Annotated in this window: 20 protein-coding genes; 10 read left to right on the top strand and 10 right to left on the bottom strand. The window is 41.1% G+C overall.

Annotated elements, in window-relative coordinates:
* Positions 1-30: 30 nt before the first annotated feature.
* The gene (locus V7783_RS05895; RefSeq protein WP_335677920.1) at positions 31-495 is read right to left on the bottom strand and encodes a TlpA family protein disulfide reductase; all 465 of its coding nucleotides are present in this window, start codon (positions 493-495) and stop codon (positions 31-33) included.
* Positions 496-793: 298 nt separating this feature from the next.
* Here V7783_RS05895 and V7783_RS05900 point away from each other — a divergent pair, with 298 nt between their 5' ends.
* Positions 794-1,288, top strand: a complete 495-nt coding sequence (locus V7783_RS05900; protein ID WP_335677921.1) for a hypothetical protein — start codon at positions 794-796, stop codon at positions 1,286-1,288.
* On the opposite strand, the gene V7783_RS05905 is transcribed toward V7783_RS05900, so the two are convergent.
* Positions 1,285-2,490, bottom strand: coding sequence for an anhydro-N-acetylmuramic acid kinase (locus V7783_RS05905; protein ID WP_335677922.1), 1,206 nt, complete (start codon positions 2,488-2,490; stop codon positions 1,285-1,287). The two genes, V7783_RS05900 and V7783_RS05905, sit on opposite strands and share 4 nt — an antisense overlap.
* Before the next feature lie 196 nt (positions 2,491-2,686).
* Here V7783_RS05905 and V7783_RS05910 point away from each other — a divergent pair, with 196 nt between their 5' ends.
* Entirely contained in the window at positions 2,687-5,428 is a 2,742-nt protein-coding gene (locus tag V7783_RS05910) for a TonB-dependent receptor domain-containing protein (protein ID WP_335677923.1), read from the top strand.
* Positions 5,429-5,582: 154 nt separating this feature from the next.
* On the opposite strand, the gene V7783_RS05915 is transcribed toward V7783_RS05910, so the two are convergent.
* The 6 genes from V7783_RS05915 to V7783_RS05940 form a co-directional block, all read right to left on the bottom strand.
* Positions 5,583-7,100 (bottom strand): glycoside hydrolase family 10 protein, encoded by a 1,518-nt coding sequence (locus V7783_RS05915; protein WP_335677924.1) that lies wholly within the window; start codon positions 7,098-7,100, stop codon positions 5,583-5,585.
* A gap of 73 nt (positions 7,101-7,173) precedes the next feature.
* Complete coding sequence (locus tag V7783_RS05920) at positions 7,174-9,813, bottom strand: TonB-dependent receptor (RefSeq protein ID WP_335677925.1); 2,640 nt, start codon at positions 9,811-9,813, stop codon at positions 7,174-7,176.
* A 369-nt stretch (positions 9,814-10,182) separates the two neighbouring features.
* Positions 10,183-10,761 (bottom strand): YdeI/OmpD-associated family protein, encoded by a 579-nt coding sequence (locus V7783_RS05925; RefSeq protein ID WP_335677926.1) that lies wholly within the window; start codon positions 10,759-10,761, stop codon positions 10,183-10,185.
* A gap of 2 nt (positions 10,762-10,763) precedes the next feature.
* Positions 10,764-11,636: an SMP-30/gluconolactonase/LRE family protein gene (locus V7783_RS05930; protein ID WP_335677927.1), complete on the bottom strand. Its 873-nt coding sequence runs from the start codon at positions 11,634-11,636 to the stop codon at positions 10,764-10,766.
* 13 nt (positions 11,637-11,649) lie between these two features.
* Positions 11,650-12,075 carry a hypothetical protein gene (locus V7783_RS05935; protein ID WP_335677928.1) on the bottom strand — a complete coding sequence of 142 codons (426 nt, stop codon included), beginning with the start codon at positions 12,073-12,075 and terminating at the stop codon, positions 11,650-11,652.
* 145 nt (positions 12,076-12,220) lie between these two features.
* Positions 12,221-13,129, bottom strand: coding sequence for a LysR family transcriptional regulator (locus tag V7783_RS05940; protein ID WP_335677929.1), 909 nt, complete (start codon positions 13,127-13,129; stop codon positions 12,221-12,223).
* A gap of 241 nt (positions 13,130-13,370) precedes the next feature.
* On the opposite strand from V7783_RS05940, the gene V7783_RS05945 reads away from it, so the two are divergent.
* The 3 genes from V7783_RS05945 (at position 13,371) to V7783_RS05955 (ending at position 16,490) form a co-directional block, all read left to right on the top strand.
* Entirely contained in the window at positions 13,371-14,498 is a 1,128-nt protein-coding gene (locus tag V7783_RS05945) for a zinc-binding dehydrogenase (RefSeq protein ID WP_335677930.1), read from the top strand.
* Positions 14,499-14,799: 301 nt separating this feature from the next.
* Entirely contained in the window at positions 14,800-15,831 is a 1,032-nt protein-coding gene (locus tag V7783_RS05950) for an NADP-dependent oxidoreductase (RefSeq protein WP_335677931.1), read from the top strand.
* Positions 15,832-15,872: 41 nt separating this feature from the next.
* Positions 15,873-16,490, top strand: a complete 618-nt coding sequence (locus V7783_RS05955; protein WP_335677932.1) for a glutathione S-transferase family protein — start codon at positions 15,873-15,875, stop codon at positions 16,488-16,490.
* A gap of 65 nt (positions 16,491-16,555) precedes the next feature.
* On the opposite strand, the gene V7783_RS05960 is transcribed toward V7783_RS05955, so the two are convergent.
* On the bottom strand, positions 16,556-17,224 hold the full coding sequence (locus V7783_RS05960; protein WP_335677933.1) for a response regulator transcription factor: 669 nt from the start codon (positions 17,222-17,224) through the stop codon (positions 16,556-16,558).
* Positions 17,217-18,554, bottom strand: a complete 1,338-nt coding sequence (locus V7783_RS05965) for a DUF4118 domain-containing protein (RefSeq protein WP_335677934.1) — start codon at positions 18,552-18,554, stop codon at positions 17,217-17,219. The genes V7783_RS05960 and V7783_RS05965 overlap by 8 nt, the downstream gene beginning before the upstream one ends.
* Positions 18,555-18,746: 192 nt before the next feature.
* On the opposite strand from V7783_RS05965, the gene V7783_RS05970 reads away from it, so the two are divergent.
* The 5 genes from V7783_RS05970 (at position 18,747) to V7783_RS05990 (ending at position 23,220) form a co-directional block, all read left to right on the top strand.
* The gene (locus tag V7783_RS05970) at positions 18,747-20,201 is read left to right on the top strand and encodes a TrkH family potassium uptake protein (protein ID WP_335677935.1); all 1,455 of its coding nucleotides are present in this window, start codon (positions 18,747-18,749) and stop codon (positions 20,199-20,201) included.
* 12 nt (positions 20,202-20,213) lie between these two features.
* Positions 20,214-20,867 (top strand): potassium channel family protein, encoded by a 654-nt coding sequence (locus V7783_RS05975; protein ID WP_064664681.1) that lies wholly within the window; start codon positions 20,214-20,216, stop codon positions 20,865-20,867.
* A gap of 3 nt (positions 20,868-20,870) precedes the next feature.
* The gene (locus V7783_RS05980) at positions 20,871-22,235 is read left to right on the top strand and encodes a TrkH family potassium uptake protein (RefSeq protein WP_335677936.1); all 1,365 of its coding nucleotides are present in this window, start codon (positions 20,871-20,873) and stop codon (positions 22,233-22,235) included.
* A 338-nt stretch (positions 22,236-22,573) separates the two neighbouring features.
* On the top strand, positions 22,574-22,789 hold the full coding sequence (locus V7783_RS05985) for a hypothetical protein (protein ID WP_335677937.1): 216 nt from the start codon (positions 22,574-22,576) through the stop codon (positions 22,787-22,789).
* Positions 22,790-22,791: 2 nt separating this feature from the next.
* Entirely contained in the window at positions 22,792-23,220 is a 429-nt protein-coding gene (locus V7783_RS05990) for a transposase (protein WP_335677938.1), read from the top strand.
* Positions 23,221-23,425: the final 205 nt, after the last annotated feature.

Genomic DNA, 23,425 nt, shown 5'->3' on the forward strand with positions numbered 1-23,425 from the left:
TAATCAGCACGTTGCTAATTAGCTAGCCAGTTAATTAAATTGGCTTAAATCACTGGCAATCGACTCATTTGGTTTTTCAACTAAGCGGCCGAGTTCAACCCCCGCTGTTGAAACTATTATTGTCGGCGTATATTTTAGCTGATAGCGCCCAGCGATGCCTTCAGGGTCTTGTTTATCATAACCCAGTGCAACCAGTTGCAAACTTGCTAATGCAACATTGCTGCTATCGAGTAGCTTCAGTAAACGTGGCACTTCACGCTGACTATCGTGACACCACGCCCCAAACAATACTAAAATATCTTTTCCAGCAAGAGCTTGCATCGCTTTTTTATCTGCCGTTGTTGGGCTGAAGTTTTCATATTCGCTAGCAAATTTTGGGTATTCGCTGAGTAAATCCGCGGCGCTGATCTGGCCTGCAAACGGTTTGTTATCTGCTGCAACTGACAAAAATGAAACAACACAAAATGATAATAGTAACGCTATTCGTTTAAACATAATGATCTCAACGATTGATTTTAAACTGACTATACCCAAATTTACGTATATTACGAGTGCTTTTAACCGCAGGCACATAAGTCCGCTTAACGATTAATGCCATGCTAAAAATGGTTATTAAATTTATAGTTCTAAAAATTAGCAGTTTGATCTTACTTATAAACAAACGATACCGCATTGTTTTAGCTCAACATGTGAAAATCGATGAGTATTTATTCAATTTAGTCATAAATCTGCAATTAAAATAATGGATAATTTATATTCAATTTAATTTATTTAGAAAAGATAGCTGACTTTAATGACAACCCCATTAGTGCGTTTGAGCTTTGCACTGCAATCTTTTGAAGATCCACTCTCGGCTGCCATGGCACACACTATGGAGTACGATACCTTGCAGCTAAGTGCCAATGCGCAGCATGAAATCACACTAATATGTGTGTTGCCTGACGATGCCCATGAAGGTGACGTTGTCTCACTTAGCGCCTCTCATATCGAGGAGCGTGATGCCCGCTATTTTATGCAATATAAACTCACACAGACGGATATTGAAACGGGCACAGTGCAACTCACACTCACCCACATCGGTCAAAGTGATGAAAGTGACGAGTATGTATTAAAAATTATGCTGCATGGTTTACATGCAACACTCAAAGACAGCGCCGAGTTTGATGTTATTATTAATGCGTTTGGCCCAGGCTATATTGAGCAATACAACCCTAAATTGGCAGCAAAAAGCCAGCCTCTGCGCCAATTAATGACCAGCTTTAGTAGCTCATTTTTGTCACTTTTTTAATCAGAAAAACTTATTTTACCCATTGTGATAGTGGGAATGCCTTGTGCTTGATTACCAAAACGTTGCTGCCCTCCTGCTAAACATTCATTTGCTAAAATGGCAAATAACACCGCTTCTTTAGCATCGGGATCAATACCTAATGCGTGCGTGTTTTTGATCGTTTGTAACTGTGGGCATAAAGATAAAATATGCTGCATAAGTAATGGGTTATGAATTCCACCACCACTTGCATAAACCGCAACACTATCAAGCTTTGCACTGCAATCATTAATCGCATTTGCAATTACCAGAGCTGAAAAGCGATTGAGTGTAGCCATAATATCTGGATGGGTGAGCTCAGTAGTATTGGTTGCTGCTTGCGCACTCGCTAGATATTGCAAATTAAATACTTCAGGACCGGTAGTTTTTGGAAACGCCAAACTAAAAAATTCATTATCGCAAAGCTCAGTTAGCAAGGCTTGATTAACCGTGCCTTGAGATGCGACTTGACTGTCTTTATCATAATGCAGTGGCGCAAAGTAACGCTGAATATACGCGTCCATAATGGTATTACCAGGGCCAATATCGGAACTAAACACCGCATTGGCATCGGCAGATTTTGGCAGGTAAGTTAAATTAGCAATCCCCCCCATATTCAGCAAGATTCGGTTTTCATCGCCGCTTGTAAAAAACAAGTAATCGCCATACACCGCTAAAGGAGCGCCCTCGCCGCCTGCAGCAATGTGTTTTTGGCGAAAATCGCCAATAGTTGTTATACCCGTTGTTACCGCCAAATGATCGCTATCACCTATTTGCAAAGTACCGTGATTAAAGTCAGTTTGGCTATGTTGGCTTTTAGGACAGTGGTAAATAGTTTGCCCGTGGCTGGCAATTACATCAATGTCAGCCGCTGCTACATCCCATTTAGCTAAACACTGGTTCACCATCTTAGCGTGCAATGTGCCTACCCAAGGATGCAATAAAGTGACCAGCTCAAGATCACATTCACGCTTAGCAAACACCTTTTTTATTTTTTGTTTGTAGTCATCATCATAATCAACGGTTTCAAAAGCCAGAACTTCAATTTGAGTCTCCATACCTTGGCCTGAAATCTGACACAACGCGACATCAAGGCCATCAAGTGATGTGCCACTCATCAGACCAATTATCAATCTTTGTTGTTTTTTTGCACTACTATATAGCTTCAATATATGCTGATGCATAATATTTACCTTTTAAATCAAACTATTATTTTTAGAATCGAGTAAAACCACAAGGAATACTTTATACCTTAAGATTAAATATTGAAAGAATAATTATTGCAAACACATTAAGAATGCTTTAAAACTAATCAACACGCTGAGTGTACCGACAACAACACCCATAATAGCAATAAATACATAACCACGGGAATCGACAATGAAATACTGCAAACAAAACTCAATCCGGCCACTGCATTTACTGTCTCCTATTGCATTGGCAATTATCTCCACAACCAGCCCTGTATTATTAGCCGCGGAACAAACTGTTGAACAAAAGAAACCTGAAGTGATCACAGTCACAGGTTCGCGTATTCAGCGTACAGAATTAGTCTCTAGCAGCCCTGTGGTGAGTGTTGACGAGACGCAAATACACCTAGATCGTGCGGTAAATGTTGAAGATATTACAGCTAAATTGCCGCAAGCGGCGGCAGGTGCAAATAGTACCGGTGCGACAGTGGGTGATTCATTTGGCTCATCAACTATTGATTTACGTGGCCTTGGTCAAAACCGTACGCTGGTACTTATTGACGGTACGCGCGCTGTGCCATTTAGTTTTCGTAACTCGGTCGATGTTAATACTATCCCTGCTGGGCTAATAAAGCGCGTTGATGTACTAACGGGCGGCGCCGCTGCGGTGTACGGCGCCGATGCCGTTGCCGGAGTGGTCAATTTTGTACTGGATGATGATTTTAGCGGCGCTGAGTTTTCAACTAGTTATGAAACTGCCGACGGCGGCAATGAAAAACTTAACTTTGAAGCCATTTTTGGTGGCGATATTGCCGATGGCCGTGGCCATATTACAGGCTACCTAGGCTATTCACAGCGAAAAGAGTTACTTGCTGGTGAACGTGATTATGCCTTAGAAAACGGCGCAACGATGATCAATAGCGGCGGGTTTTACACCGATGTTGCCAGCGGCAATAGTTTAGCAATTAATGACGCAGGGCAAGTCGTGAGCGATCGTCAAACCAGTGACTTTACTGGCGACCGTTACCTAACTCAGCCAATGGATAGATTTTCTGCTGGATTATTATTTGATGTAGATGCCAGCGATAGCGCCATCATTTATGGCCGCGCTATGTATTCAAAAGTGACCGTCAATGGCGCGGGTGCTAGCGGCCAAACGCCTATCCTAGTTAACGAACAAGTGACGCTTACTGAAGATAATCAATATATTCCTGATCAATTACGGCAACAACTAAGTTTTGATGCTGATGGCAATGCACTGGTTAATGTTGAGCGTAACTTAGGTTTAGGTGTACAAAACACCGAAGCAGTGCGTGATTCACTGCAATTTCAATTAGGTTTAAAAGGCGATATTACCGATTACTTACGCTATGACCTTTATGGTCAATACGGACAAACTGACGAAGTCGCTACAATTTACAATAATGGCTATAAAATCGATAACAGTGGCAATAGTCGCTTTGCCAGTATTGCCAATAGCATGGATATTTTTGATCCTAATTTAGATTTAAGCGAATTTAGCGACCCATTACTTTATACCACACGCGAGCGTACGCAGAGCGTGTTTGCGGCTACCTTATCCGGCGATTCAAGTGCCCTTTTTGAACTACCAGCAGGTTATGTAGACTTTGCGATTGGTTATGAATACCGCAAAGAAACCGGCAAACAAACCCCAGGGGATGCGTTTAGAAACGGCACTAGCTTTGCGTCAGTTAGCGCGTTTGATATGGACGCCAGCTTTGACAGTAGCGAGTTTTATGCGGAAATTTTAGTGCCTATCTTAGTTGATATGCCATTTGCCAAAGAGCTCAGTTTTGAAGGTGCTTATCGTATTTCTGATTACTCAAATACCGAAGCCGAAGACACATATAAGCTTGGCATTAACTGGGCAATTAATGACGATATTCGTATTCGTGCTAATAAGCTCACTGCATTTAGAGCACCAAATTTAGGCGAATTCGCCAGTCCGATCACTGGGTTATCATTGGCTTTATTTCACCAAAATAGTGACCAATTTGTACCACGCTTTGCAGGTCGCTTTAATGGCGATCCATGCTTGCTAGGTACGGGGGACGCAGCGCAATGTGCGGCATTTGGCGCGCCGCCAGTAGGCACTGAGTATGACTCAACAACAGCCGAATATACTTACGGCGGTAACCCAAATATCAAGCCTGAACAAGCAGAATCAGATACTTTAGGAGTGGTTTATACCCCAAGTTACATTGAGGGCTTTGACCTATCACTTGATTACTACAGCATTCGTGTAACCGATGCGGTAAGTCAAATTCAACCTGCTGCGGCATTACAAAGCTGTTATATCGACGATCCAAATCCAAACAACCCATTATGTGGTGCTGTGCTTCGCGATCCAAACACGGGCTTTATCAGCACTGCGATTGTAAACGACTTTAACCTTGCTGCAATTGAGCAAGAAGGTATTGATGTCGCTGCTAACTATGTGTTTGATGCACCAATGGCGTTAGGCGGTCGTTTTCGATTCTCATATCAAGGTAACTTTGTAACCAAACAAACTCGCCAAAATAACAGCACGGTTGCCGAAGTTGATTGTAAAGGTACATACGGTAGCGCGTGTTCAGGGGATTTTGCCAGCATTTTACAAGCTGACTATAAACACCGAGCGACCTTTGATTGGCAGCTAGATACCATGAATTTCCAATTAGGCTGGCGCAGAATTGGCGAAGTCGACTATGCTGTAGATAGATCAGAAACAATCGATGCGCAAGATTACATGGACTTTGCCGCATCGTGGCAAGCAACCGACAGCATCGCGGTTAATTTTGGTATTGATAACCTGTTTGATAAAGCACCACCAACACCTGACATTGGTGCAAACCATTTCAATACCGTCAGTGATTACAGCGTTATAGGCCGTACCATTGGCGTTGCCGTACGTTATTCACCGAGTTTTTAGTTAATCCCCAATTGCCTATAGCAACACAGGATTAAACCCTTAAAGCGCCCCCTGCCCGGTGCGCTTTTTCTTAGTTTAATTTTTATTAAGCTTGTACTGGGGCAAGGTTTACACTTGTCATTGCTGTCTGTCACTTCGCTTGCTAAACACGACTTTACTCAAGTTGTATTTCCATTGCTTCACTAAGCACTTCATCACGGCTTACTGCAACAACTCGGATATGGCTAAGTGGATGTCCGTTGTTATTATTTGCCACTGTGATTGAGCGCATCATTGATGGGTAAATTTTATATTGCCAATCATCACCATATTTAAGGTAGACAAGTGTTTTAAATACCAGCTTAGGTTGTGCGTGATGCCAACTCAATTTTGTGTCCTGTGCATACTGATTATAGCTCACTGTCGGTTTACTAATTTCCTTAGCTGGCAGCCAATTTGATAGTGGCAATAATGCTTGGTGTTGAAACACGCCTTTTTCTATCACCTGTGAGAAATCAGCGTTATCGAGTGATTTTACATTCCAAAACACCACTCCAGGAGATTGGCTAAGCATGCCCCGATTGATCATAATTTGGTTAACGACTTCGTCTATTCCAGCATCATCATCTGCTTTTAAGGTATTAATACCCGGCCACAGATGACGGTTTTTACTATTTTGTGATTGCCACCATGCAAGTAACACAGGGTAGCTCTGTGAATATTGATTAATTGACCAATATAATTGCGGGGTAAAATAATCAAGCCAGCCTTCATTTAGCCACAGCTTGGCATCGGCATAGAGCTTTTCATACTGATCTAAACCACGGATAGTGGCCGGTTGTTTAGGACGATAGATACCAAAAGGGCTAATACCCACTTGTACATGTGCCTTGAGTTGTTTTACCTGCTCGTAGAGCGTTTTAGTAAATTGATTTACCGCTGCTCGGCGCCAATCACCTTTACTTAATTTGCCACCTTGCTTTTGGTAATCTAAGTATTGGCTTTGATCAGGAAAGTCTTCACCTTCGTTGTACGACGGATACGGATAAAAATAATCATCATAATGAAGGCCGTCAATGTCATAGTTTTCTACCAATTCTAATAACGTCGCAATACTATAATCAATAACAGACTGATTAGTTGGAATAAACCAGTGCATACCATTTTTAAGCTGTACGACATCTTCAGCCATTTGCACACTCATTGACTGCTCACTGACACTTCCACCCGATGGGTGATGAACGCGATAAGGGTTGAACCACGCATGCAGCTTTAAACCCCGTTTGTGCGCTTGTTCAATCCAAAATTGCAACGGATCATAAAAAGGTTCCGGCGCTTGCCCTTGCTTACCCGTTAAGTAGTAAGACCATGGCTCAGTAGAGCTTTGGTAAAGTGCATCTGCTTGTGGCCGAACTTGAAAGATAACTGTATTAAAATTATTCGTTTGCAGCGTATCTAATATTTTTATTGCTTGACGTTTTTGCTCTTCAACAGGCAAGCCTGGTTGCTGCGGCCAGTTAATATTCGCAACAGTCGCAACCCATGCGGCGCGAAATTCACGAACAACATCTTCGGTATGAATAGTTGCAAGCAGCGGGTTAGGTTGTTGTTTAGTAGTAGGTGTTAAAGGAGCGGACTGACAAGCGATTAAAGTAACAGATATGAGCACAGAGAAAATTACTCGGATCATCATTGATTTCCTAACAAGTGAAAAAATATAGCCGATAGTGAGAACTATCGGCTATTTATATCGTATATGGAGGGAATTAAAATTTATACTGGGCGCCGAGTAAGAATCTACGACCATAATTATGAATAGCAAGTGGACGATTGCTATCTGACATGCCAGTGCTGTTACTTGACATTGAACGCTGGTCTTCATCGGTTAAATTAATGGCTTGAAATACCACATTCAGATTATCAGTAACATTGTAGCTAAGGTTCAAATCATATTGACCAAAGTCATCAATGTACTGGTTGAGTCCTAAATAAGTTGTATAAAAGTATTCAGAACGATAAGTATATGAAACCCTTGCACTAAAGCCCATATTCTCGTAATACACTGTGGCATTGAAGGTATCTTCTGAATTATTAGGCAGAACGGCTTCTTCGCCAGCAGCAACTTGCTCTGCAGTTTGCTCAAGCTCTGCATCAGAGTAAGTATAATTAGTTTGAATGCCAAAACCATAACCTAGCTTTTGCGTATAATTAACTTCAAAGCCTGAGTTTTCGCCGCCTAAACCATTTAATGGCTGAGTGATTAAGAAAGTCCTTAGCTCTTCAACGCCGGTATCTGGATCTGTCCACAGCCACTCTTTATCAACGGTGCTATTTGTAATGTATGAATCGATATCTTTATAAAAATAAGCTAACGATAAAATAGATGATTCATTAAAATACCATTCCGCTGATAAATCATATTGCGAAGCGCGATATGGTTTTAAATCAGGATTTCCTTCATTGCCCTTACAACCCGTTGCCTCGGTACAGTAACCACTTTTACGCGCTGATAAAAAGTCATAATCTGGACGTGACATCACTTTTGCTGCTGCAAAACGCAAGATGATTTCATCACTGTAATCATAAGCGATATTTAAACTCGGTAAGAAGTCGTTATAACTAGTAGAAAAGTCAACTTCTTCGATATTTTGCGGATCAAAACTACGTCCAGTGTATTGCATAGACTGCGAATCAACATCGGTTTTGACAGCTCGAACACCTAAGTTACCGCGAAAATCACTAAATGAAAACAATGCTTTAACGTAACCTGCAGTAATGCTTTCTTGTAGGTCGTAGGTGTAATCTAGGTGCTCATACGGCGCTGTTGATGGCTCGGTAGAAGCAATCCAATTACTATAAGCAGCATTATCAAATTGCCATAGAATGGCATTCTCACCGCCCATAAAATCATTAACGGTGGTAGTTGCAAACTGCCCTAAATTATTGGTACTGCCGTCAGCTCCCTTTTTAGGATAATTTGCTTTAATTAAGTTTGCGGCTTTACTGTGTTCACGGTATTTAACCCCGGTTTTTATCGCCGTAAAGTAATCATTATCGAGTTGGTACTCAAAATCAAATTGCACATATTTCTCATCGGAATCATTCGCTATATCATTTTTATGATTGTAGTCTAAGCGATAATCGGCAGGCGTAAGAGAATCTGATAATACAACTTCAGGCATACCATTTTCGATGCTGTACGAAGCGTCAGTGTTTGCGTAGTACTCTGAATATACATCACTTACAGCACCTTCAGCTTTACTATAGCCAAACTGTGTTGTCAGAGTGTAGTTATCTTTTGCATAGGTAACTTTAATATCGTGAGCTTGAGTTTTAAATTCACCTTGGTATCCGGCATTTCCGTAATAGCCTAAATTATTATGGGCAGGTAAAGTCCCAGCAACCACAGTACCATCGACAATATCGGCTTGCTCAATATTGCCAATATTTTGTAATATAAAGCCACTGGAATAAGTACCGTATGACTCATGCTCAGATTTTGAATACAAGTTATTAAATACGATATCTAAGTTTGCTGAAGGCGCGTATTGCAAGGTAGCCGTAAGGGTATTTAAATCCGAATCACTGGCATAGCGGTTATAACCGACAGCCCCAGGATAATACTCATTATTGCCATCACCATTGGCATCTGTACTACGGTAACCAAATCTTACCTCTTTACTGTCTCTTTGGGTTGCGAGTTCTTTGCGCACAAAGCCCACATTAAAACCAAAGTCTTCTGCTTCATTTTTCCAAGAATATAAACCTGAAATATAGGGTTTAGTTTCATCGGCATTTTTAAAATGAAATGCTTTCACTGACAATGCGGCATAGTTAGATTCACTGTCTAACGGCTTACGTGTTCTGACCACGACAGTGCCACCAATAGAACCTTCATCAACATCAGCCTCAGCTGACTTAAACACTTCTAAAGTATCAACTAATTCTGCAGGCAAAAGTGAATAGTTAAAACCACGTGATGGACGAGTAATAGATGCCGATGCTGTCGCTGAAGCAACACTTTGGCCATTTAATAAGGTAATGTTTAAATGAGGCGCTGTACCACGAATACTTACTCGGTCACTCTCTCCGCCTAAATCTTTTTCAACTTGTACACCCGGAATGCGCTGCAATGCGTCGGCTACGGTTTGATCCGGAAATTTACCGATATCTTCTGCAGATACAGCATCAACAACACTGTTTGCAAATCGTTTCATATTAAGACTCTTTTCAACAGACGCTGCGTAGCCTTTTACTTCAATGCGTTCGATATCTTCTTTCGTTAATTTCTCTTGATCTAGCTGCTCGGCATCATTAGCAAAAGCCGTACTAGAAGCTGAAATAACTAAAGTGGCGAGTAATGATTTTTTGAATTGAGTTGTAATTGTGTGGAATTTATTATTCATAGTATAAGCATTTAACCTTTTTTATATTTCAAATTACTTGTACAGCGACGACTGATTTAAAGTTGTTAAACTAAGACCTAAGTTATCGTTTATCTTTACAGAGTGTTAACTTAGTCATAAAAACATATCAAGTCAATATAAATTATTCCAAATACACTTTATTTTTGAAATTTATAATTCCCTAAAACTGCTGTTTTTTTGCACGTACGTGAAGTAAAAATAAAGTATAAAATCATTTAAAATAGGCAAAACAATCACCTGCGGTTAGCAATAGCAGCGCATTACTCCACCACTGGCGCGCAATAGCGTTGCAGGACTTAACGAACTAAGTTTGTATTGAAAAGAATAAGGCAGTCTCAGCTGCTTTTGCTACGATGGTTTTTGCTGGTTGTCGAGCATCAGTAAATACTTGGCAAGCCTGCGCTCGCGGGTATCTGCTTTTTTAGCTGAACTCAACGCATGGTAGATAATATGTTTGTTTGATTTGCTTAATGAGTCAAAAAACGCTTGTGTGTCTGGCTTGGCAACTAATGCCTGTAAAAAATCATCAGGGAATTGCATGTCTGCTGATATTGCATAAGCTGCATCCCAGCGACCATCGGCTTTTGCCAAACGGACTGGGATCATTCCGGCTTCTTGCATTAAACCACTTTCAATCAGCTGCGCTACATATTCAGTATTACGTTTTGACCAAACACTTTTTGCTTTACGAGGAGTAAAACGCTGTAGGTATGAGTCATCATCTAACGATTTTTTTAAGCCATCGATCCAGCCCCAACAAAGCGCTACCTTTACCGACTCTTGCCAGTTTATAGACTGATGGCCTGAACCTTTTTTATAAATTCGCATCCATAATTCGCTGCAATGAAGGTGATTTTCTTCAAGCCAACTATAAAAGCTCTCTGGGGTTACAAAGCACTTAATATTAGAGGGTTTAATGTTTGCCATTTTTACAGCTCAATCACCTCTATCGCACCACGTTTTTGCATAGTGACAAACAGCTTTGTTTGCTCGTCATTAAACGCCACATTAGTTGGGTGCTGCCCTTTTAAGATAAAAGTTTGCAATATTGTACCTGCGGGACTAATTTTTAATATTACACCTGCGCCATAACGTGCCACAAACAAGTTGCCTTGGTTATCTACACGCATGCCGTCCATACCATGATCAGCAAACTTAATTAACGGCTGTTTATTACTGATGTTTAAATCACTATCAAGATCGTATTGCCAAATAACCCGCTGCACACTCTCGTTCACGTAGAGCTTACTATTATCGTTATTGACCGCCACGCCATTGGTAGTGCCCATATTGTCTTCAAGTAATTGCGTGCTACCATCAGCATTTATAAGCCACAATTTACCGGTACTGTTTGCCCAACTTGGGTCGCTGGCAAACAACGCGCCGCGTTTAGTTATAGCAATATCGTTCGGTTGGTTCATGGTTTTATTATGAGCAAAAACCTCAACGCTTTGACTATTAGTAGGCACTTTTAAAATATTATGATTAACATAATCAGCTATGTATAAATTGCCTTGGCTATCAAATTGCAAACCATTACCAACGCTGTCATTTGGCAGTTTAATAAATAGCTCAGCTTTACCATTACTATCGACCTTGCCAATCGTGCCTTGTTCAGCAAAGTTAACCGCATATAAATGCTGCTTATAAAATACCGGCCCTTCTACACCTTGCGTAAAGGTATTATCAGCAACAAAGTCACGACTGCTATTAGCAGTTGTATTAGTTACTGTATTCGTTGCTAAACAGGCGGTACTTAGCAAAACTGCCGCACAGCTTAATCCACAGATCATCGCTTTCATTTTATTATTATTCCTAATTTAAATTATTACTGGTGAAGATAGTTAAGATCGGGTAATTATCTTCGCCGAATGACAGCGTTAATGAGCGCTGCTCGCCATCTTCTAATTTAATATTATCGGCCAATGCCAAGGGTGAAACCCGTCTGCCATCGGCAAATAACGCCATAATGTGCTCAGCCTGTAAAATGCGTGAACCTGACGCGTCATTACGAATTGTTACCACGGCAACTCGGCGGCCTTGCTCACTGCTCATCAGTACCGAGTTAACCACACTAAAGTCACTGTTTTTCGGCCTTACTTTGGCATCATTTTCAAAACTGAACGGCATTCCTTGCAACGCAACCTGGTCAACTGACAATACTTCGTCATTAGCTTGCGTGGCAAAACAACTTAAGCCACTACTCATCAAGGCTACTAATATAAATGGTTGTATTTTCATGTCATTCCCTCGTCAATAAAATCAATTTACAGGTTGTTTTTAACACAACTAATGCGTTTAATCATGTAATTTTGCAATTGCTTTGAGAACTAAAGATATCAGTGATGCTTTAGTGAAACTTACAGTTTGCTTTAAAACTTTGTGCTCAATCGGCTTTTACTTTTATTTTTTGTACCAAAAAATCGACGGCGGCTTTCACTTTTGGCACTAAATATCGCTGCTTTTGATACAGTAAATAAATAGCCATATTAGAATTTTGCGTTACTGCCAGCTGATGTTCAAACTTAAGTTCTTGCAGTTCGCCGGATTCGAGGTATGAAGCAAGTGCCCAGCGAGTTGACATTAAAATGCCTTCCCCATTACAGGCTTTTTTACTCAACCATGCTCCGTTATTCGAAATAACTACAGCCGGTCCTGACACATCATGCCATTGCTCATCTACTTTACATAACCATGGTGTTGGCCCAAGTGGCGTTTTAAAATAAAGGCCATTGTGATGCTTTAACTCCATGGCATTTTTAGGCACACCGTGCTTTTTTAAATAACCTGGCGATGCTACGGGAATAAACTCATTATTCATCAAATTTATAGCTAACACACGCTCATTAGGTGCATAACCGCCACGAATAGCAATATCAACATCGTCACGCCCCAGTGTCGATAGCTCATCACTTAAACTAACATCAAGTATAATTTCAGGGTATAAGACGTTAAATTCCTCTAATAATGGCAGTAATATTTTGTCACCAAAACTCACCATCGAACTTATTGATAAACGCCCCATTGGAGTTGTTTGGTAACTACGCACAGTTTCGTGACTTTGCTCTAGCTGATTTACTATTTGCTGAACGTCGTTATAGTAAATTTGTCCAACTTCTGTCAGTTTCACAAGACGGGTTGAGCGTTTTAAAAGTGTTGCCCCTAAGCTTTTTTCTAAATCAACGACGCGTCTAGACAAAGAGGACGGCGGCACATTAAACGTGCTTGCCGCTTTGGTAAAGCTACCCGTTTCAACAACTTTAATGAAGTAGCGTATTGCCCGTAGTTGATCCATCTAAGCTCTCCTTTCAATAAATAACATTATTGTCTTAAAGACAAAAGTTATTCGCATTTTCCCCTATATATAAGCAAATTTAAACAAGTAATAATGTACTTAACCTAAACGCATGCGTTTACATTACATTTTTATGTGTTGTTGAGTCGAGCCAGCTTACGCAAGCTCATATTCAGATAACACATGCTAAATAACACTTAGCTATTGCACTAATTAATACACATTATCAGGAGCGAACATTATGACAGATAAAAATATCCAACTTACTTCAACTATCAGTGAAGATAACAAACTAACGCTTGCCTTAAAAAACATTGATATGCCACAACCCGGTGCTGATGAAGTCGTTATTCGAATTGAAGCTGCGCCATTAAATCCATCTGACTTAGGTGTGTTATTCAGTGCCGCTGATATGTCCAGTGCAAAACAAACCGGTACTGAGCAAAACCCCGTTATTACTGCTGATGTTCCGGCGCAATTTATGTCATCGCTTAAAACACGTGTTGGTAAGGCGACCCCGGTTGGTAATGAAGGAGCCGGTACTGTTGTTGCTGCAGGATCATCGCCCGCTGCACAAGCATTAATAGGTAAGACCGTAGCTGTAATTGGTGGTGGTACGTATCGTCAATTTATATGCGCAAATGTGCAAAGCTGCTTAGAATTAAAAGAAGGAACAACAGCAAAAGAAGGTGCCTCTTCTTTTGTTAACCCTCTTACCGCATTAGCTATGGTTGAAACAATGCGTGCAGAAGGCCATAAAGCAATTATTCATGCCGCAGCTGCCTCTAACCTTGGTCAAATTTTAAACCGAATTTGTATTGCCGATGGTGTTGATTTAATCAATATTGTACGTAAGCCGGAGCAAGAAAAGTTACTACATGATATGGGTGCAAAATACGTTGTTAACTCAAGTAATGATACGTTCCTTGCTGATTTAACAGCCGCTATTATCGAAACCGGTGCCACGATTGCGTTTGATCCAATTGGTGGCGGCCAACTCACCAGTGATATTCTTAACTGTATGGAAGTTGCTGCAACACGTGATATCACTGAATACAGTGTTTATGGCTCAGACACTTTCAAACAAGTTTATATTTATGGTGCCTTAAACCGCGGCCCAATTACGCTAAATCGCAACTTTGGTTTTGCATGGGGTGTTAACGGGTTCTTACTATTTAATGCACTAGGCAAACTGAACCCTAGTACAGTAAAAGCAATGCGCAAACGTATAGCAGATGAAATCACGACCACTTTTGCCAGTAATTACACCCATGAAGTGTCGCTTGCTGAAGTATTACAGTTACACTCTATTGAGGCTTATTCAAAACAAGCCACAGGTGAAAAATACTTAATTAAACCGCACGCGTAATTAAGCATCCCCTTTTTTTATTGCAGGGATTTAAAATACAAGAGTAGACACTGATTGTGGTGTCTGCTTTTTATATTCTCGTAATAAAAAATGTTTGGCCGCTAACAAATTTGGCGTTGCATTGCTGCAAAAGTGATTCTCCGTATAGCGATAAACTAATCTATGCTAAGTGTTGAATTTACTAAGCACAGCCCTAAGTTCATTACTTAAGCATTTAACTCGCTGCAAATACCATGACGGCTGAGCATTTAGATTTACAGTCGTTATGCAGCATTTTCTTAACTCGATACGGAAAACAATTATGCAAGCTATCTCAAACAAACAATTTACTCTTAAATCTCGCCCGCATGGCGCGCCAACAATTGATAACTTTGAACTTAAAAGCGAACAACTGCCGGAACTACAGCAAGGTGAAGTATTACTGCGGACTATTTATTTATCACTCGACCCTTACATGCGTGGCCGTATGAGTGATGCAAAATCATATGCTGACCCTGTTGAGATTGGCGATGTAATGGTGGGTGCAACCGTGTGCCAAATTGAACAATCAAATAACGACAAGTTTGCAAAAGGCGATTGGGTATTAGCGTATACAGGCTGGCAGAAATATGCGATTTCAAATGGTGAAGGCTTAATGCCATTAGGTAAAGAGCCAAGTAACCCATCGTATGCATTAGGTATTATGGGTATGCCTGGCTTTACTGCTTATATGGGTCTACTAGATATCGGCGCACCAAAAGCAGGTGAAACCGTGGTGGTAGCCGCAGCAACGGGCCCAGTAGGCGCAACTGTTGGGCAAATTGCAAAACTCAAAGGTTGTAAAGTTGTCGGTGTGGCAGGCGGTAGTGAAAAGTGCCAATACGCCGTTGAAAAGCTTGGTTTTGATGCCTGTATTGATCACCGAGCTGATGATTTTGCAGAGCAACTAGCAGCAGCCTGTGATGCAGGTATTGATGTTTATTATGAAAATGTGGGCGGAAAAGTGTTTGATGCCGTATTACCTTTACTTAATACCGCTGCACGCGTGCCATTGTGTGGCTTAGTATCGCAATATAATGCCACTGAACAACCACAAGGCCCAGATCGCATGGGTGCTTTAATGGGACAGATTCTCTCTAAACGTATAAAAATGCAAGGTTTTATAATTTTTGATGATTACGGCCATCGTTATGATGAATTCGCCGCAGATATGCAAAAATGGCTTAGTGAAGGTAAGATTCATTATCGTGAACACTTAGTAACAGGCTTTGAAAATACCGTTTCTGCATTTAACGATATGATTGACGGCAAAAACTTTGGCAAAACGGTAGTACAAGTAAATAAATCACTTTAAATTTACCCTGCGCAGCTACGGCTGCGCTTTTAAGGACAACCATGATCAAATTACATCATTTAAATAAATCACGCTCTAAACGTATTATTTGGCTTCTTGAAGAGCTAGAAGTTGACTACGAAATTGTTGCCTATCAACGCAATAGCGAAACATTTTTAGCTCCTGATGAGCTCAAAGCGATTCATCCACTAGGCAAATCCCCAGTGATTGAGGACAATGGCCAAATTATTACTGAGTCAGGTGCTATCACTGACTATTTAATTACGCAATATGGTAACGGCAAGTTTGCGCCAAGCCGTGATAGCAAAGACTATATTGATTATCAGCAGTGGCTACATTTTGCAGAAAGCTCTGCCATGGTGCCATTTTTGTTGAAGTTATTTATTACCAAAGATGGCTGTAAAACTAATTTTATTGCCGACTACGCTGATCACGAAATTGGCAAAATTTTAAGTTATATCAACCTAAAACTAACTGGCAAAAACTATCTAGTAGGCGAGCAGTTAACTGGCGCCGACTTTATGCTGTCTTTTGTGGTTGAAAAAGTAGCCGAAACTGGCGCTATTAGCCACTTCCCTGAAATTGCCCGCTACTTAGAGCAATTAAAAAGCCATGAAAAGTACCATACAGCAGATGAGCTAGAAGCAAAATACGGTTAAGCCCTTACCAGCGCTAGCTTAAAAGGGGTGTAAAGCCCCTTTACGCTTTATATACCCAAACCTCCTCAATCAACTAACCTGTAGCCTACCGCCGGCTCTGTAAGTAAATGCTTTGGAGTTGCGGGATTCGCTTCAAGCTTTTGCCTTAGTTGAGCCATATGCACACGGACATATTCAGGGCGGTTAATATACTGCTCCCCCCATACATGACTTAATATCGCATTGTGAGTAAGCACTTTGTCTTTGTTTTGCAGCATTAACAGTAAAATTGCATATTCTTTTTTGGTAAGTTTAACTTCTTGCTGCGCGAGTGTAACAGTGTGTTTATGTGGATCAATGGTAATATTGCCGCAGGTTAAAGCTAAACTCGTTTGCGTATTAGTGCGTAATAACACGCGAATTCGCGCCAGTAATTCATTAGCACTAAAAGGCTTGGTGAGATAATCATTAGCGCCATTATCAAGGGCGGTGACTTTTTCAACTTCACCATCGCGTGCTGAGAGTACCAGCACTGGCAACTGGCTCCACTGCCTAAGTTCCACTAGCCAATCTTGCCCGTCCATATCTTGTAAGCCTAAGTCAAGTAACACTAAATCAAAACTTTGTTCGCTTAAAAGCGCAAAACCATCAAGCCCTTTAGCACTCACACTCACTTGATAACCACTGGCTGCTAATAACGTTTTTAAAAAGCTCTGCAGTGGTGGTGAATCTTCTAAAGCTAAAATATTAATCATTTAACTTACTCCATACTAAACAGGCAGTAGCACTTTGTTGCTGCTCATTAATATCTAAAGTAAAACTTCCGTGGTGAAATTTAGCCACCACATCACAAATGACACTGCCTAAGCCAACACCTTGGTCAGTGCTTGATTGCAGTGAGCTTGCTAAGCGATTAGTAATGCACAGTTGATAGTCAACTTGCTGCGCATGTTGCCGATAATGAAAGCTGAGATCCGCGTGACCATCACCATAGCGGCTGGCATTCTCAAACATATTCGCTAAAGCAATTTCAAGCAAGGTGATATCCCCTTCGCAGCTGTCTTGTTCACTTACTTGAGTGACGAGCTGAAAATCAAATAACAGCTGCTGACGACGCGCTTGCGCTTCGCTGATCAAGGTTTGCAAGCTAATGGCTTGCCACTTTAAGTCTTCGCCCATTTTATTGACCCGACTAAGCTCCATCACTTTATCAAAATGTTCGTTAAGAATTTTACTTTGCTCATAAATATTACGCGCTTGCTCTGCGGCCATTGCCTCTGTGAGTACAATGTTTTCATCCGCGAGCATGCTCGATGCGCCCATGATCGTTGCAAGTGGGGTTCGTAAATCATGCGACAAACTGCGCAATAAAGCGTTTTTAGCTCTCTCGAGTTCTGCTTGCACAGAAATAGCAGCCGATTGCTGGCGTAGCTGAGTGTTCTCATGAGCCTGATATAACACTGAGATTGCAGTGTTTAAAAATGCACTTTGTTCCTCATCAAGTTGCTGCGATGCAGTAAAACCGCCCCAACGACTATCAACTTCACCGATCGCAAAGTAATGTGTTGATTGTGCATTTTGAGTCATTCTAGCTTGTTGCCAATCAAGTTCTATCTGTAAGTGTTGCTCAACTACCGCTTGGAAATAGTCGCGCTGACTGTCTACTTCATCGAGGCCATTTAAACCTTTGGCAAGCTCATACAAACAACTGGTGTTACTGGCATGGCGTTTAATATCACTAATTTTACTTGTAAGTTGACCTGCTAATTGGCTTATCACCAATCCCACGATCAGCATGACCGCAAAGGTCACCATATACTCAATATTTTCAATATGAAAAGTGAAATACGGGGTAACAAAAAACCAGTCTGTGCAGGCCACACTGACTAAAGTGGTAATTGCCGCTACACGACGATTACTGCGCAGCGCCACCAAAGTAACCCACAATAATTGCAGCATCACAATATCTGTGGTGGTAAACCAATCTCGCACCGGAAAAATAGCCAACACAATCAGTATTGGCATTAGTACACTCGCAGCAATTGCACTGAGGTATTGTTTTATCTTCATTTTATCGCTCTTCATAGACTTCCTCTTAGCTTACTGTGATTACTAGGCAGGGACTATAAAGTTTTTATAAAGTTTTTTGCTCTAGATATTAAATCTTTATAAAGCTTTGCTTTGCAACGCTGACTTTACTATTTCCTACCGTATATTTAGCGCCACTTTAGTAGTAATTGCTGCTTACCTAGTGTAGGTATTTGATAAGGCGTATTGATGATAAATTGGAAAATCACCTTAAGACTACTCGCCTTTCCAATTATTTGGATGGGGGTTGTACAATTGGTATTTGCCGCCCTTTCATTGTTTATTTTTAAAGATCGGGTTATTGGGGCTTTTCTTATTCCTGCTGCAACAATGATCTGCGTTGCTTTAGTGCTACTGATCAATTTACGAAAAACGGATTTAACCACAGCAACATTCAGAGATGCACTCATATACGCCACAGTAACCTGGATTATAGTAGGTTTGCTGGGCGCCATTCCTATTTTAGTCGTCACTGGCGTTAACTTTAGTGATGCGTTATTTGAATCGATCAGCGCTTTAACGACGACTGGCGCAACTGTGTTATCGGGGCTAGACAACATGCCTCCAAGCTTTTTATTGTATAGACAATTTCTACAATGGATGGGCGGGTTAGGCATTGTAATTTTTGTAGTGGCTATTTTACCTATGTTGAATATTGGTGGCATGAAATTATTAAAAGCAGAAACCCCCGGACCAATTAAAAACGAAAAACTAACTCCGCGTGTTGCCAGTACCGCTCATTACTTATGGGGTGTTTATTTAGCTATCACCGTACTTTGTAGTTTAGCTTATTATGCTGGCGGAATGAGTTTTTACGATGCAATTGCACATGCCTTTACCACGGTTTCAACTGGGGGGTTTTCAACCCACGATGCCAGTATGTGGTATTACCAAAGCCATTTACTGTTGTGGATAGCTAATTTGTTTATGCTTGCAGGAGCTATTAACTTTGCCTTGCACTTCAAAGTGGCGCATAAAAGAGCCATTGCTAGTTATTATCATGATGAAGAAACACGTTATTTTATTTATATAGTGGTGCTTTTAGCGGTTATTTTAGCCGCTATGCTACTGCTTAAAGACAGCTACTCAAATGTGCTTGAAGCATTTAGTTTTTCTACTTTTCATATTATTTCTTTTATTACCAGCACAGGTTATGGCGCAGCAAGCTTTACTAACTGGCCAACTGAGGCCGGTTTTTTACTGGTTATTGCAGGCTACCTTGGGGGTTGTGCAGGTTCAACCGCTGGCGGAAATAAAATAATCCGCAACATTATTGTTGGCAAAATGATTAATAACAATATTAAGCAGTTACTTCACCCAAGAGCAATATTTACACTTAAATATCAAGGCTCGCCCGTTAAAGAAGATGTACGTCATGCAATTATGGCATTTATGACCTTTGCCGCTGGTTCAAGCTTATTATTTACATTAATGCTTATGGCAACTGGCCTTGATTTTTGGAGTGCATTTACTGCGGTAGCAGCATGCGTCAATGTGCTTGGCCCTGGATTTGGTGAAGTTGGCGCTAACTTTCAACCTGTTTCAGATACAGGTATTTGGATACTCTCGGTCGCTATGATCGTGGGTCGGTTAGAATATTTTACTGTTTTTGCACTTTTTACTCACAGCTTTTGGAAAAAGTAACGAAGGAATACTATGGCACATTTTACAGTTATCGGTTTAGGCCGTTTTGGCATTGCAGCAAGCTTGGAGTTGATCCATTTAGGACACACGGTGACTGGCGTTGATAGCAACCCAAAACTCGCCGAAAAATATGTTGAGCACTTATCTGAAACAGTGGTGTGTGACTCAACGGATGAAGCGGCGTTAAAGGAGCTAGATTTAGCAAATAGTGAAGCAGTACTGGTAGCGATTGGCGAAGACATGCAATCAAGTATTTTGTGTACTTTAGCATTAAAGAACTTAGCCGTTGCACAAATATGGGTAAAAGCAGGCACTAAAGCACATCACACAATTATTTCAAAATTAGGGGTTAGCCGCATTATTCATCCAGAGGAAGAAATGGGGGTCCGTGTTGCGCAAGCGCTAAACTATCCAATGGTAAACGATTATATTGCTCTGGGTAATGGCTTATATGTAGTCGAAGTTCATATAAAATCGAACTTACAGGATGTAACGTTAGGGCAATTACTAAAAGATACTAAAGGCGAAATCGATCCGGTGCTGGTAAAACGGGGTAAACAAACATTCATTAAACTCGAGCACGACTTTAGATTGCAGGAGCACGATAGTTTACTATTAGCTGGTAATCGGGCGGAGTTAAAATACATTGCTCCAAGGCTGGTATAAAATATGGTCCAATGGCACCCCTTAACAGCCCCAATTGAGCGAAAACCACGGGGCAATAGAAAACTAAATGCCGCACCGCCGGTTATTTTAAGCGCTGGTTTTATTATTTTAATAATACTCGGTGCAATACTGCTCAAACTCCCCTTTGCAGCACATATTCCGATCAGTTGGCAGCAAAGCTTATTTACAGCAACTTCTGCGGTTACTGTAACTGGACTCGTCGTTGTTGATACTGGTTCAGCTTTTACGGTATTTGGGCAAGCAATTATTGCCCTACTTATACAACTTGGCGGGCTAGGATTAATGACCTTTGCTGTAGTGACCTTAATTGCGTTAGGTAACAAAGTTGGGTTTATTCAAAGAACCGTGACTAAAGCCGCTTTTAATCAAACAGATACATCAACCTTAGTCAGCACCGCCAAGTCCGTATTGCTGTTTTCATTATTAGTCGAAACCTTAGGTATTCTTATTCTAACCTTGTATTGGGGTCAAGAATTGGGCTGGTTAAAAGCCTTGTTACATGCGATATTTTATACTATCAGTGCCTTTAATAATGCTGGTTTTGCCCTCAGCCCTAACAGCCTGATGGACTATGTTGCAGATCCAGTCGTCAACCTCACCATTACTGGCTTATTTATTGTCGGTGGCCTTGGTTTCACGGTGTGGATGGATTTATACAAATCAAAGCGCTGGGCAGGGCTGTGTACTTACAGTAAGTTAATGATCATCAGCACCGTGGTTATTAACGTGGTGGCGCTGTTGCTTATTTATACCATTGAATACAACAATCCCAATACCTTACAACCGCTAAGTGAGCTTGGAAAATGGTTAGCGGCATGGTTTCAGGCAGTAACCCCCCGTACCGCTGGTTTTAATACCCTCGCAATCGAAGAGCTACGCAATGCCAGCACTGCACTGACTATGATGTTAATGTTTATTGGTGGTGGCTCGCTCAGCACCGCCAGTGGTATCAAAGTGGTAACCTTTGTGGTATTAATTTTAGCTACCTACAGCTACTTACGCCGCGATAAAGGCGTGACAGTGCTGCGCAGAGAAATTGATAAAGAAACCATTTACAAAGCATTGGCATTAACTATTATTTCAGCGGGAGTCACTTGGTTAGCTATATTTACTTTACTCTTGGTAGAAGATGCACCATTTGTTGATATTGCGTTTGAAGCGGTATCGGCAATCGGCACGGTAGGTTTATCGCGTGGGCTTACCGGTTCGTTATCGCCGATAGGTGAATTCATTATTATGTTTTTAATGTTTATAGGCCGCATTGGCCCGCTCACTATTGCTTACTTTTTAGCAAGTCCAAGAAGCAAAAAACTTCGCTATCCAAGCACCAAACTGTCTATTGGTTAACTAAAACTCGGGTAATTACCCTTTATATATCAATGAACTAATAGTATTAAAAAATGTGGGTAGTGAGGGAACATTTATGGTGTTTTGTGATCTTATGAATCGCCAAAAACAACAGAACTAAACACCATGAATGCTTCTACTATTTTGCACAATATGCTCCGCGCCGTCACCCCTAACTCTATTCATAAAGCCAGATTTAATACTTTAGTTGCTGCCGTTAAATCTCTTTTGCGCTGTCAGCAATGCACCTTGACTTCTATCGGCCGCAATTTGGATTCAAAAACAACTGAAAACATGATATTAAACGTATTGATCGACTACTCAGTAACCACGAGCTTTTGCGTGAATCGACATCGGTTTATGTTCGCTTAAGCCGTTTTGTGGTCAGTGAAAAGCATCCCGTCATTTTGGGTGATTGGAGTCATGCAGATACACAAACCAAATACTGTATTCTGCGTGCCAGCATTGCCTGTGAAGGTCGCTCTTTGACCTTATATCAGGAAAGTACATTCCGCTTTCAATATCATTGCCCTAAAGTTAAAAGCGGTTCTTAAAGATGCACAAACTGATCTTGCCGAGTGATTGCCGCCCCGTAATTGTGACGGATGCGGGCTTTAAAGTCCCCTGGCTCAAAGCCGTGCGGAACAATGGCTGGCACTATATCAGCCGGGTTCGTGGCACTGTACACTTGAAAACAGAGCAAAGTAATACGTTCATATCCTGCCAATCGCTATTCAAAAATAATCACCTTAAAAGTCAGCACCTTGGCGTGACCGAGCTGACCAAAAGTGCAAAATATCAAACTCATGCAGTGTTAGTTGGCAAGGGGCATAAGTTATTAAAAAGAGATAAAGAACGTGGTTATAAGGAGCCTTGGCTACTCGTTTTTTCACTTCCAAAAAGGCACCAATTTCTCGACAAAGTGCTCAAGCTATATGGTATGAAAATGCAGATAGAGGCAGGGTTTCGAGACCAAAAAGTGTAAGGTTCGGCTTAGGCTCAGATCTGCACAGAACGAACAAACTCAATCGATTAGACATACTTTTACTGCTTGCCACACTGGCCCATTGGTTCTCAATGATACTGGGGGCAGTGATAGACAAAGCAGGAAAGACTGGCGCTTTCCAAGCTAACTCAACCAAAAACAGACGAGTCGTGTCATGGGCATTTGTTGGGCTGAGATACTTCAA

It is taken from the genome of Pseudoalteromonas sp., assembly GCF_036960685.1.
GTDB lineage: Bacteria > Pseudomonadota > Gammaproteobacteria > Enterobacterales > Alteromonadaceae > Pseudoalteromonas.